13 protein-coding genes and 2 pseudogenes are annotated in these 11,278 nt (G+C 62.0%); 8 read left to right on the top strand and 7 right to left on the bottom strand.

The window, feature by feature from the left end:
* Positions 1-111, top strand: a pseudogene (locus WB785_RS18085) (FKBP-type peptidyl-prolyl cis-trans isomerase); the annotation flags it as partial.
* 1 nt (position 112) lies between these two features.
* On the opposite strand, the gene WB785_RS18080 reads toward WB785_RS18085, so the two are convergent.
* Positions 113-997 (bottom strand): glycoside hydrolase family 25 protein, encoded by an 885-nt coding sequence (locus WB785_RS18080; protein WP_424080672.1) that lies wholly within the window; start codon positions 995-997, stop codon positions 113-115.
* 198 nt (positions 998-1,195) lie between these two features.
* Positions 1,196-1,498: a hypothetical protein gene (locus tag WB785_RS18075; RefSeq protein WP_424080671.1), complete on the bottom strand. Its 303-nt coding sequence runs from the start codon at positions 1,496-1,498 to the stop codon at positions 1,196-1,198.
* Between the two features lie 172 nt (positions 1,499-1,670).
* On the opposite strand from WB785_RS18075, the gene WB785_RS18070 reads away from it, so the two are divergent.
* The gene (locus tag WB785_RS18070; RefSeq protein ID WP_424080670.1) at positions 1,671-2,456 is read left to right on the top strand and encodes a DUF4239 domain-containing protein; all 786 of its coding nucleotides are present in this window, start codon (positions 1,671-1,673) and stop codon (positions 2,454-2,456) included.
* Positions 2,457-2,473: 17 nt separating this feature from the next.
* Here WB785_RS18070 and WB785_RS18065 read toward each other — a convergent pair whose 3' ends face one another.
* The gene (locus WB785_RS18065) at positions 2,474-2,764 is read right to left on the bottom strand and encodes a YiaA/YiaB family inner membrane protein (protein WP_424080669.1); all 291 of its coding nucleotides are present in this window, start codon (positions 2,762-2,764) and stop codon (positions 2,474-2,476) included.
* A 105-nt stretch (positions 2,765-2,869) separates the two neighbouring features.
* On the opposite strand from WB785_RS18065, the gene WB785_RS18060 reads away from it, so the two are divergent.
* A complete protein-coding gene (locus WB785_RS18060) occupies positions 2,870-4,171 on the top strand; it encodes an MFS transporter (protein WP_424080668.1) in 1,302 nt (433 codons plus the stop codon).
* A 21-nt stretch (positions 4,172-4,192) separates the two neighbouring features.
* On the opposite strand, the gene WB785_RS18055 is transcribed toward WB785_RS18060, so the two are convergent.
* Positions 4,193-4,579: a DUF732 domain-containing protein gene (locus tag WB785_RS18055; protein WP_424080667.1), complete on the bottom strand. Its 387-nt coding sequence runs from the start codon at positions 4,577-4,579 to the stop codon at positions 4,193-4,195.
* A 57-nt stretch (positions 4,580-4,636) separates the two neighbouring features.
* Here WB785_RS18055 and WB785_RS18050 point away from each other — a divergent pair, with 57 nt between their 5' ends.
* Positions 4,637-5,053: a ferritin-like domain-containing protein gene (locus WB785_RS18050; RefSeq protein ID WP_424080666.1), complete on the top strand. Its 417-nt coding sequence runs from the start codon at positions 4,637-4,639 to the stop codon at positions 5,051-5,053.
* A 4-nt stretch (positions 5,054-5,057) separates the two neighbouring features.
* Positions 5,058-5,504: an SRPBCC family protein gene (locus tag WB785_RS18045; protein WP_424080665.1), complete on the top strand. Its 447-nt coding sequence runs from the start codon at positions 5,058-5,060 to the stop codon at positions 5,502-5,504.
* Here the strand turns inward: WB785_RS18045 and WB785_RS18040 are convergent.
* Positions 5,501-6,937, bottom strand: a complete 1,437-nt coding sequence (locus tag WB785_RS18040; RefSeq protein ID WP_424080674.1) for an FAD-dependent monooxygenase — start codon at positions 6,935-6,937, stop codon at positions 5,501-5,503. The two genes, WB785_RS18045 and WB785_RS18040, sit on opposite strands and share 4 nt — an antisense overlap.
* Before the next feature lie 225 nt (positions 6,938-7,162).
* Here WB785_RS18040 and WB785_RS18035 point away from each other — a divergent pair, with 225 nt between their 5' ends.
* The 3 genes from WB785_RS18035 to katG are packed head-to-tail and all read left to right on the top strand — an operon-like array spanning position 7,163 to position 10,589.
* Positions 7,163-7,849, top strand: a complete 687-nt coding sequence (locus tag WB785_RS18035) for a hypothetical protein (protein WP_424080664.1) — start codon at positions 7,163-7,165, stop codon at positions 7,847-7,849.
* Between the two features lie 49 nt (positions 7,850-7,898).
* The gene (locus WB785_RS18030) at positions 7,899-8,345 is read left to right on the top strand and encodes a Fur family transcriptional regulator (RefSeq protein ID WP_424080663.1); all 447 of its coding nucleotides are present in this window, start codon (positions 7,899-7,901) and stop codon (positions 8,343-8,345) included.
* Positions 8,346-8,363: 18 nt separating this feature from the next.
* On the top strand, positions 8,364-10,589 hold the full coding sequence (gene katG, locus WB785_RS18025; RefSeq protein WP_424080673.1) for a catalase/peroxidase HPI: 2,226 nt from the start codon (positions 8,364-8,366) through the stop codon (positions 10,587-10,589).
* A 66-nt stretch (positions 10,590-10,655) separates the two neighbouring features.
* On the opposite strand, the gene WB785_RS18020 is transcribed toward katG, so the two are convergent.
* Both WB785_RS18020 and WB785_RS18015 read right to left on the bottom strand, forming a co-directional pair.
* Positions 10,656-10,976 carry a DUF732 domain-containing protein gene (locus WB785_RS18020; protein ID WP_424080662.1) on the bottom strand — a complete coding sequence of 107 codons (321 nt, stop codon included), beginning with the start codon at positions 10,974-10,976 and terminating at the stop codon, positions 10,656-10,658.
* Between the two features lie 25 nt (positions 10,977-11,001).
* Positions 11,002-11,278: pseudogene (locus WB785_RS18015) on the bottom strand (PPE family protein); the annotation flags it as partial.

The following is an 11,278-nucleotide window of genomic DNA, read 5'->3' as shown; positions in this document are numbered from 1 at the left end:
GGTGTCGCGATGACCTCTGCGGACGGGTACCCCGACGGTCAGCCCAGCGCCGGGATCCAGAAGGGCGACACGCTGGTCTTCGCGATCAAAATCCTCAGCGCCTCTGGCTGATTCAGCTGCTGCTCGGGTTCTTGGTGTCGTAGGTATTCGGAACCTTGAGCGCCGCGGCGATCGCCGCGATCAGGTCGGTGTCCGTGCGACCGCCTGTCTGTGGCCAGCCTGCGAACCCGCTCGCATCCTGGCCGACCAACTGGGTAAGCACAAGAGCCAGCGCGTCGACGAGGGTGCGGTTGCCGAGCTGTGGCCAGCCCTGACCCGTCGGACCGAGGAGCTGAACCCAGATCTGCTGGAGTTGCTGAGCCTGCTCGGGTGTCATGTGTTCTCCTGTCGTGAGCAATTGCTGAAGTTCTTCGGCGGTCCCGACAAACGCATCGGCGTCGACGCGTTGTCCGGCGACCTGCGCGGCGTCGGTGAATTGCAGGATCACCGGGTCGACGCCGCCGTAACCGGTCCAAAAGCCGGAATCGTCCCCGGGATACAGCGAACTGGCATAACCGGTGCCGCCGACGTAATCGGACGCGACCAACCCGGGAACGCCGGTCAGGCCGGGTGAGCCGATCTCCTGCCAATACCAATGCGGAATATAGGACAGCGCTACGTGTGCGCCCGCCGCGGTGATCGCGTCTGCGACTCTCCAAAAGTTATCCAGGTCGCCTGAGCCGGCCTCAAAGTCAAGCATCACCGGGATGCTGATATCGCCGAGAGCGCCGACCAGGTTGTCAGCCTGGGCGGCCGCCGGGTCGAGGGTGACGTAGTGGTACGCGACCAGGATGAGATCGTTCGCGTTCGCGCCGTCCCGAAACGAGACCCAGTAAGGGTCCACGTAGCCGCTGCCCTGGGTAGCTTTGGCGATGATGAAGTCGAAGCCCTCGGCCTTGACCTCGGCAAGGTTCAGTCCCGCTTGGTAGCTGGCCACGTCGATGCCGTACAAGGTCACGGGTCTGCTTCCCCCATCGTCGCGGGTTGCGTTTGGCCACCGGGCGTTTGGGCTCGTCCGCGTGCCCTACCGTAGCGATAATTGCGATGTTGGCCCAACAACACGCCGGCGTATTTGAACTTCCGCAGCTTTCCGCGTACCCGGCCTCGCGGCCGGCAAACCCGTGATGGCTTGTGCTACAAGTGCTTTAGGGGCTGTTTATCCGGGCGGCAGGGGTCGTTTCAATGTGGAGACGATGCTCCATTCGAATAACAGGTCTCCGCCCTTGTCATAGTCGCGGAAGTGGTGGGCGACCTGGACACGCTGAACCGAGGAGCCGACAATCTCCCAGCCCTGCTGCCCATACGCTTCCGTCTGACGGCTGGCCTCCTCTATCACCGTTTGCAGCGACTCGTGAGTGGAGTAGATAAAGGTGGTTTCCCAGCGCTGCGGGTGCCAGTTACCGTCTGACGCCTGCCACCAACCGGGCCCAGGCGAAGGCGTGCTCACAGGAGTGCTCATATCGGGGCATTTTAGGCTTTCTGCTTTCCGGCCAGCCGATCCAAACCGACGGGTTGTTGAACAGCGTTCGACGTTTTCGAGATTTGACGCGGCTCCGATGCGCTGGACCGCGGATCTTGTTTGCCGGAATCCGGCGCTGAGGGATCGAGGTGATTGACATCATGGTTGATCGATGGGCGACTTCGGGGCAGTCGGCGCTTGGCTGCTGTTAGTCATCGTGGTCATTGGCGCGGTGCTGATAGCAGTGGGCAGCGTGTGGCTGGCAAGCCACGCCCTTGCGCGTGACACGCGCCCAGAGGGCAACGCGGTCCTGTCACCATTTCTGACGGTTGTCGGCCTTATCTATGGTGCGCTGCTGGGCTTTACTGTCGTCGTTGGTTGGCAGCAATTCCTCTCAGCCCAGGTGACTGTCGCCAACGAGGCATCTGCGTTGACGACGCTGTACCGACAGACTGTCGCAATGCCGCAGCCAGAGCAATCGCAGTTGCGCAAGCAACTGCGGAACTATGCGGGAGCTCTTCAGGGTCCAAGATGGGGTAAGGACGACTTCGGCAGCATCAGCAACACGGGGCGGTCCGCGCTCACGGAAATGTATCGCATAGCGGGAAGATCGCAGCCCAATGTTGCATCGAGCCCGATCAATCAGCAGTTTCTGAGCGAACTAACCGTCTTGACGTCCGAACGCAGCACAAGAATCCTGAACGCCAAATCACGAATACCCCCACTGCTCTGGGGCTCCCTGATCTTCGGCGGAGCCGTGTTGATCTTGCTCACCAGCTCTCTGCGGCTTGCGAGCGACCGCACTCACATGGTTCTGGTGAGCGCCGTGACCGTCCTACTTGCCTTGCTTCTGTATCTCGTCTTCACGCTCGATCACCCCTTCGGTCCAATCGGCGTGACGCCACAACCATTTGCTCACGCCGTCACAGTTTTCGACTCGATCGACAACACCGCGTAGCTGCCGAACGACCACTGTCAGCTAACGCCAATCAACGGATTGTGTTCTGCGAGCAGCTTCTCCACGCGTGCCTCGTCGAGGCGAACACGTACGGTCGTGGCTTCCTGCTGATCGCGAACGACCTTTGCCAAGCTGAACGCGCTCGAGACGAGAAACAACACGCTGATGCCGAGAAACAAGCGCTGCCAAGGGTCCAGCGGAAGGAAAAGGATCCCGCCGAGCGAGGCGAGGAAGCTGACCGCGAAGGCGACTACCGTCTGCATGAAGAACGCCGCGGTCGTCTTCGACATGCCATTGGAAATACTCATGTCAACTAGTATGCGGGCAGCGCGAGGGCCGCACCCGCACTAAATTTGCGATCACGACGATCTTGATTCTTCTCCTAGTGCCGCAGGGCTACTTACCGTTCACGGATGACGTCAACCGCAACCGGTATCTCGGCGCCTCAGATACAGCGAGCCATACCTGCGACTTTCAAGCAGGCGCTCTTTGTCGCCGTGACCGCCGGATTGGGTTACGGTTTCGACTCATACGCGGTGAACATCTATGGGCTGGTGCTGCCAGAAATCAAGAAGACGTTGCACATCACCGAAGCCCAAGCCGGATATATAGGTTCGATCTTCCTGCTCGGCTACACGATCGGCACGATCGGCTTCGGATTAGCCGCGGACAGGTGGGGCCGTAAAACAACTCTGGGAGCCTCCATCCTGCTTTACGGCATGACGACTGCGTTGGCCGGCCTCACGACCAACATCGCCGCGTTTACCGGGCTGCGATTCCTCACCGGCGTCGGGGGCGCGGGCGAGCTTGCGGTCGGGGCACCGTACACGGCGGAAGTTTGGCCCGCGAAGACCCGCGCGATCGGTGTCGGCGGGGTGATCTTCTCGCTCTTCTCACTGGGCTACGTCCTTGCGGCAGGCGTCGCGCTGGCCCTGGTGCCCCGTTTTGGCTGGCAATCGGCGTTCATCGTCGCGCTTGTGCCCGCAGTTCTGTTGTTCCTTGTCCGACGAGGTATCACCGAGTCGCATCGGTACAACGACGTGCGGGCCACAGTGGCGACCGGGGTTGCCAGGCCTCAACTTTGGCAACTGCCCGGCGTGCGCCGACGCCTCGTCGCGGGCTGGCTCATATACACCGCCAACGCGGTCGGCTACTGGGGCATGACGCTGTTTTTGACCACCTACATCGTGAAAAGGTTTCATGCTTCCCCGATCGAGGCGATTCGCTATGCGCTGGTGTTCTTCTTGTTACAAGCCGTGTTTGCTTACGCCGGGACGGCGCTCGCCGACTGGATCGGACGGCGACCTTCGGCTATCGTCGCCGCGCTGGTCGAGGTCGTAGCGACCATCTTGGCGGCCACTTCCGACTCGCTTGCCGAATACCAGGTCTTCGGCGCGATTGCGATCGCCACCCTGGGGTGGCTCTGGGGCGTCGGCGACACGTACATCGCCGAGCTTTTCCCAACGATTCTGCGTGGCACCGGCTTCGGGATCGCAGTTGGCGGTGGTCGCATCGTATCGATTGCGGCACCGACCGTGATCGGTTGGGCCATCATGCATTACGGCCTGCAGACGCCCTATTTGGCGCTGGCCGGCCTTTGGGTGTTGACGGTGATCGGGTATCTGCTCGGACCCGAGACGAAAGGCAAAGAGCTCGAAGATTTAGCCGATGATGCCCTGGCAGAATATCCGGAACTGGTCAAGAGTTCGAGCTAGCAAGGACTCTGCCTGCTCCGCCTACATTCCGGGTGGCAGCGGCGGCAATGGATCGAATGGGGGGACCCACGGTGCCGACGATGATGGCGGCGCCGGTGATGGCCCTCCGCCGAGGTATTGCGGGCAGTATGTGCCTTCCGCGATTTTCGTGAACTGGGTGGCGCCGTCTGTGCTGAATCCTGCATTCTGCTGCGTCGTGCTTTTGACGACGTCGGCTTCCGGGTCGCCCTGATCCATCAGCTGGCACGCCCTTCTGCCGATGGCGATGGTGTCGGCTCCGCTTTGATAGGTAATCCCAGCCCTGTTAAGGGCACCCAGAAAGTCCGCATCAGGGTCGGGGTCTGCCTGCGCCGACGTGGCCAGGCCGATTGCCGCGGCAACAACCGCAACCACTACCAGCAGTCGCATTGTTTCATCCTCGTACACGATGTTTCAGGCGCGCATTCTCGGGTGAACCTAACGTCCATGGATACCAGTACATTCATCGAACGGCTCAACGAAGACCTAGGCACCGAGTACCAATCAATCATCCAGTACATCCAGCACGGGGCCACGATTAAAGGGCCCGAATACCGCTCGATCGCCGAGGAGCTAGACAACCACCTAGCCCAAGAGTTGCAGCATGCCAAGATCCTCGCTCAACAGATTGACTTCTTAGGCGGTACGCCGAGTGTCAGAGTCCCCGATGTGCCCGATGCACCGGACGGGGCATCGGCGCTTAAAGCCGATATGGAACTGGAACAGCGTCAATTGGACCGCTACCGCCAACGCGTGACTGAGGCGAACGATCTCGGGTTACCGGACGTTGCCGAAGCCTTGCGGCCGTTGCTGCAGCAAACGCAGGACCACGTGCGGGAGCTGCAAGACGCTCTCGACGGCTGAGCGGATGGCTGTCACCGAGACGCGTCAGGTCGTCATTGAGGCGACGCCCGACGAAATCATGGACGTCCTGTTCGACCTCGAGTCGTTGACGCAGTGGTCGCCTGCGCATCAAAAAATCGAAGTGCTCGAGCGCGACGATCAAGGCCATCCGACCAAGTCGCGCCAAGTGGTCAAGATTGTCGGTATCACCGATGAGCAGGTGCTGGCCTACTCCGTTCACGATGACGGGGTGAGCTGGACGCTGGTCAGCGGAAAACAGCAACGCGCCCAAGACGCTCGATACACGCTGACTCCCGATGGGCAATCCACTCGGGTCAGCTTCGAGCTGACTGTCGATCCGATCGTTCCGATTCCCGGCTTTCTGATCAAGAGGGGCGCTAAAGGGCTGATGGAGACCGCCACCGAGGGCTTGCGCAAGCGGGTTCTCGAGATCAAGAAGAGTGCCGATTAGCGCCCACTGGGAGCCCCGAACCAGGTGGTGAGCGCGTCAACGAGCCCGAGCTGATCGTGCTCCCCTACCCAGGCCACATATCCGTCCGGCCGGATCAATGTAGCGGTGGGAGCTGTCACCGCGCCAATGGACGGAAGATTCCATTCACCAACGTATTTCGCGTCGATCACTTTGACCTGATTGGCCCACGGTTCGATCTCGAAGTCGCCGGGCTCGCCGAGGTTCAGCAGCACCGGGCGGGCGTCATGCAGCAGTGCGAAAACCCGCAGCGAGCCGTTTTCAGTGAGCAGGTCCAGATCGGGCATGCGGCGTCCGAGCAGCGGGTGTCCGGCACCGAGGTCGTAGCGGATGTCAAGGCCGGTCATCATGGCGGCGAAACGTTTGCGAGGCTCGTCCATGCTGAGAAGATCAGACATTGTGTCGCGCAAGGCTTTAATGTGCTCGTCGGTCGGACGGTGAAGGAGTGCGAGCTGCGCCAGTGTATTACGCAGCACGCGTGCGGCGATCGGGTGCCGTTCGGCATGGTAGGTATCGAGCAGGCTGTCGGGCGATGTCTGGTTGACCACCTGGGCGAGCTTCCATCCCAGGTTCATCGCATCCTGCACACCCGTGTTCAGCCCCTGTCCTCCGATCGGGTGATGCACGTGCGCGGCATCGCCGGCTAGCAGAACACGCCCGTCGCGATATGCCCCCGCCTGTCGCGCCATATCCGTCGACCTGAAAATCCATGTAGGACTGTGGATTCCGTAATCAGTTCCGTATACGTTGATGAGCGCTTCGCTCAGCTCGCCCAAGGTGGCTTCGCTGTTGGGGCCGAGGCGCTTCTCGGTAACCATGACCCGTACCGGTCCGCCATCTTCCAACCTGCTGAACGCGTGGACCCCCAGCGCGTCGTGGCGGATCCCCCATTCCGGCGACTGGTCCGGTTCGGGTGCTATTTCGACTTCGGCGAGCAGGTAGCTCATCGTCGGATCCCAACCGGGAAACTCGATGCCTGCTGCTTTGCGGATCGCACTGCGCCCTCCGTCGCACCCGACGAGATACTCCGCCCGAAGCAACTTGTCGCCGGTCAGCTTGACATCGACGCCGGCGCGATCTTGACCGAAACCCGTTACCTCGCACCCACGATAGATCGGGACGCCCAGCTGGTCTGCCCAGTCGGCCAGGATCTGCTCGATGTGGTTCTGCCACAGCGCGAGGCCGTACGGATGCCGAGTGGGAAAGTCGCTGATATCCAACCGAATCTGGGAGAAGCCCGCGATTTGCGCCACTTCGCCCTGCGAGAGGAATCGATCAGCGATCCCACGCTGATCGAGGATCTCGATGCTGCGTGAATGCAGACCACCGGCCCGGGAACCAACCAGGTCCGGGCTGGTGCGCCGCTCAACGATGGCAACGTCGACTCCTGCCAATGCCAGTTCACCAGCCAACATCAGGCCTGTCGGGCCTCCCCCGGCAACGACCACCGCGTGTTCGACATTCACCTCACAAACCCCCGTTTTGCTGAGTTCTGGCTTCGGCCAGCGATTTTGCAGCATGACCCGGGTCTTGCCGCAAGCCCCGAGGTGCGCTATACAGTGAAGTGGGACGGAGTTATTTCTCGCCGTTCCTTTTTCATCTGCGGTCGACGCCTCCCCTGCGCTGCATACGATGACCGGGTGATCGCCTTGGTGTGCGCGATGCCCATGGAACTGCGGCCGCTGCGACGGCGACTCGGGCTTCGGAAGACTGGACCGGGCTACGCCGGCTGGATCGGCGACCACGCGGTGATCGCGGCAGTGATCGGGATTGGCCCGGCTTTCGCGGCCACCGCGACCGCCCGCTTGCTGGACACGCTTGATGCCGAGTTGGTGATCGTCGTCGGCATCGCGGGCGCCACCGACAACCAGACGCCGATCGGAACGTTGGTGCTCCCCCAGCTGGTCACGGGCGGCCCGGACGGTGCGGAGTACCGGCCCACACCGCTTTGCATCGGCAACGCCCACGGGACGTTGTGCACCACTGAGCAGCTGCTGCTCGATCCGGTGCTACATGCCGATCTACGGGCGCGCGGCGTGGTCGCACTCGACATGGAGACGGCCGCCGTCGCGAAGGTCTGCAGCGAGCGCGGCGTCTCCTGGTCGGTCGTGCGTGCAATCAGCGACCGGGTCGGCGACGGCACCGTAGACGCTGATATTGCCGGCCTCACCCACCCCGATGGCAGACCGAACTTATCGGCCGTCGCCCGCTACGTGGTCAGGCACCCCGGTGCCCTTCCCCGCCTGATCCGACTCGCCAAGGATGCCAACCTCGCCGCCGAACGGGCGGCCGACGCTGCGATTAAATTTTTGACCGACTCCAGATAAGGTCTTGACTCGTTCCAAACAACAGCGTCATATTGATGGGGTGTCGTCAATGTCGGCGGATTACGCGGCGCAGCTGCGGATGGCCGATTTGCGAGTGACCCGGCCCCGGGTCGCGGTACTGGAGGCGGTGGATTTCCATCCGCATGCCGATACCGAGACGATCTTGTCCGCGGTGCGCAGCGGCCTGCCCGATGTCTCCCGCCAGGCCGTGTACGACGTGCTCAACGCGCTGACCGCGGTAGGTCTCGTTCGACGGATCCAACCATCAGGGATGGTCGCCCGCTATGAGGCTCGGGTCGGCGACAACCACCATCACGTCGTATGCCGATCTTGTGGCGTGATCGCCGACGTCGATTGTGCGGTCGGTGATGCGCCGTGCCTGACCCCTTTCGACGACGACAACGCGTTGGATGGCTTCGTTCTCGATGAGGCAGAGGTCATCTACTGGGGTTTATGCCCCGACTGTTCGAACCAATTTGAAGGATCACAGCCGTGATCACAGGCCGATTCAACTATCTCTGAAAGGAATGCTGTGTCATCTGATACAACAAACAAGGGCAGCGAAAGTGAAAACCCGGTAATCGATGCGCCGGAACCGAAATCGCATGCGCCCCTGACGAACCGGGACTGGTGGCCCGACCAGATCGACGTGTCGACGCTGCACCCGCACTCCCCTCAGTCCAACCCGCTCGGCGACGACTTCGATTACGCCGCGGAGTTCGCCAAGCTCGACGTTGACGCACTCAAGGCTGACGTGATTTCGGTGATGACCACCTCGCAGGACTGGTGGCCCGCCGACTACGGGCACTACGGCGGCCTGTTCATCCGGATGAGCTGGCACGCTGCGGGCACCTACCGCATTCACGACGGCCGCGGTGGCGGCGGCCAAGGTATGCAGCGTTTCGCCCCGCTCAACAGTTGGCCCGACAACGTGAGCCTGGACAAGGCGCGTCGGCTGCTGTGGCCGGTCAAGAAGAAGTACGGCAACAAGATCTCCTGGGCCGACCTGATCATCTTCGCCGGCAACTGCGCGTTGGAGTCGATGGGATTCAAGACCTTCGGTTTCGGCTTCGGTCGCGAAGACGTGTGGGAGCCCGAAGAGATCCTCTGGGGAGAAGAAGACGAATGGTTGGGCACCAACAAGCGCTACTCCGGTAAGCGGGATCTCGCTCAGCCCTACGGCGCGACCACGATGGGCTTGATCTACGTGAATCCCGAAGGCCCCGAAGGCAAGCCGGATCCGATTGCCGCGGCGATCGACATTCGCGAGACGTTCGGCCGGATGGCGATGAACGACGAGGAGACCGCGGCGCTTATTGTCGGTGGCCACAGCTTCGGCAAGACCCACGGTGCCGGCGACGGGGACCTGGTCGGTCCCGAGCCGGAGGCTGCCCCGATCGAACAGCAAGGGCTGGGCTGGAAGAGCTCCTACGGCAGCGGAGTGGGCAAGGACGCCATCACGAGCGGCCTGGAGGTCGTTTGGACGCCCACCCCCACCAAGTGGGACAACACCTTCCTGGAGACGCTGTACGGCTACGAGTGGGAGCTGACCAAGAGCCCCGGCGGTGCTTACCAGTTCGTCGCCAAGGACGGCGCCGGTGCGGGCACCATCCCCGACCCGTTCGGTGGGCCGGGTCGCGCCCCGACGATGCTGGTCACCGACATCTCGATGCGTGAATCCCCGATCTACCGCGACATCACCAAGCGCTGGCTCGATCACCCCGAGGAGCTGACCGAGGCGTTCGCCAAGGCGTGGTACAAGCTGCTGCACCGCGACATGGGACCGATATCGCGCTACCTCGGACCGTGGATTGCCGAGCCACAGCTGTGGCAGGACCCCGTTCCAGCGGTCGACCACAAGTTGGTCGACGACAAAGACGTTGCGGCCCTGAAGAAGAAGGTGCTCGAGTCCGGACTCTCCGTTCCTCAGCTGGTCAAGACCGCGTGGTCGGCGGCGTCGAGCTACCGCAACACTGACAAGCGCGGTGGGGCGAACGGCGGGCGGCTTCGCCTTGAGCCGCAACGGAACTGGGAGGTCAACGAGCCTTCCGAGCTGGACAAGGTGTTGCCCGTTCTCGAGAAGATTCAGCAGGACTTCAACGGCTCGGCCTCCGGCGGCAAGAAGATCTCCTTGGCCGATGTGATCGTGTTGGCCGGCTCTGCGGCAGTGGAGAAGGCGGCCAAGGATGCCGGACACGAGGTCTCGGTACCCTTCGCGCCGGGACGTACCGACGCCTCGCAGGAGAACACCGATGTGGAGTCGTTCGGGGTGCTCGAACCGCGGGCCGACGGGTTCCGCAACTACATCCGTCCCGGCGAGAAGGCGCCGCTCGAGCAGCTGCTGTTGGAGCGGGCGTACCTGCTAGGCGTGATCGGTCCGGAGATGACGGTGCTCGTCGGCGGCCTGCGTGCCCTCGGTGCTAACCACGGCGGCAGCAAGCATGGCGTGTTCACCGACAAGCCAGGCGTGTTGACCAATGACTTCTTCGTCAACCTGGTCGACATGGGTAACGAGTGGAAGGCGTCGGAGTCGGCCGAGAACGTCTACGAAGTAAGCGACCGCTCGTCGGGTCAGCGCAAGTGGACGGCTACCGCCAATGACCTTGTGTTCGGCTCGAATTCAGTGCTGCGTGCGTTGGCTGAGGTCTACGCACAAGACGACGCTAAGGGGAAGTTCGTGGAGGACTTCGTCGCGGCATGGGTCAAGGTCATGAACAACGACCGGTTCGACCTCAAGTAGCACCTGGATCAGATCGTCGGAGTCGGCACCCCGCGAGCCACCATCTCGCGGGGTGCCGCTTTTCGGTTAGCTCTTCGAAAGCTGTTGAGGGCAGTAATATTTTGCCGAGATCATGGCAAAGTTGGATGCCTCCTCCATCGTGAATCCCGAATTACGGATCTTCACGTCGTGGACTAGCTCCAGCCCCGATTCGCCATTGTTCAGGCATCCGCACACCGACCTGCCGGCCGTAATGGCTTGAGCCGGACTGGGATAGTGGATCCCGACTTGTTGCAGACTGGACAGGAAGCCTGCGTCGTCGCCGCCGGGTTCGTCTTGGTCGGCGTGCACCGGCGCGGCGAGGCCGATCGCGGCACAAACGCTGACTGCGACAAGTAGCGTTTTCATAGTCGTCCTTCTTTCCTGTTGTTCCTTAACCCAATTGAGCATCGGGCGGTACGACGTTGGCCTTGCCGCCGTTGGATAGGTGCACGGCGTGGATGCCGGGTTTCTTCGCGAGCTGTTCCAGCAGACTGTCAAGACCTTCTTGGTCGACGGTGTGGTGCTGCACGCTTTCCGGCTTCTCCGATATCTGTGCGACCAGACGCTTCAGTTGCTCGGGCGATTGCTTGTTTTTGAGGTCCTTAAGCGGCGTTAGACGACCTCGAACACCGGTGCCGGCCACAACGGTTGGCGCCCCGGAGCCCATT

The organism is Mycobacterium sp., from assembly GCF_049585075.1.
Taxonomy (GTDB): Bacteria; Actinomycetota; Actinomycetes; order Mycobacteriales; family Mycobacteriaceae; genus Mycobacterium.
The sequence above is the reverse complement of the archived record's forward strand: the minus strand, read 5'-3'. Positions and strand labels throughout refer to the sequence as shown.

Coding starts and splice junctions, on each gene's coding strand:
- WB785_RS18050 (WP_424080666.1), top strand. CDS start 4,637: ATGGATACCAGTACATTCATCGAACGGCTCAACGAAGACCTAGGCACC.
- WB785_RS18040 (WP_424080674.1), bottom strand. CDS start 6,937: ATGTTGGCTGGTGAACTGGCATTGGCAGGAGTCGACGTTGCCATCGTT.
- WB785_RS18055 (WP_424080667.1), bottom strand. CDS start 4,579: ATGCGACTGCTGGTAGTGGTTGCGGTTGTTGCCGCGGCAATCGGCCTG.
- WB785_RS18075 (WP_424080671.1), bottom strand. CDS start 1,498: ATGAGCACTCCTGTGAGCACGCCTTCGCCTGGGCCCGGTTGGTGGCAG.
- WB785_RS18060 (WP_424080668.1), top strand. CDS start 2,870: ATGACGTCAACCGCAACCGGTATCTCGGCGCCTCAGATACAGCGAGCC.
- WB785_RS18045 (WP_424080665.1), top strand. CDS start 5,058: ATGGCTGTCACCGAGACGCGTCAGGTCGTCATTGAGGCGACGCCCGAC.
- WB785_RS18070 (WP_424080670.1), top strand. CDS start 1,671: ATGGGCGACTTCGGGGCAGTCGGCGCTTGGCTGCTGTTAGTCATCGTG.
- WB785_RS18020 (WP_424080662.1), bottom strand. CDS start 10,976: ATGAAAACGCTACTTGTCGCAGTCAGCGTTTGTGCCGCGATCGGCCTC.
- WB785_RS18065 (WP_424080669.1), bottom strand. CDS start 2,764: ATGAGTATTTCCAATGGCATGTCGAAGACGACCGCGGCGTTCTTCATG.
- WB785_RS18030 (WP_424080663.1), top strand. CDS start 7,899: ATGTCGGCGGATTACGCGGCGCAGCTGCGGATGGCCGATTTGCGAGTG.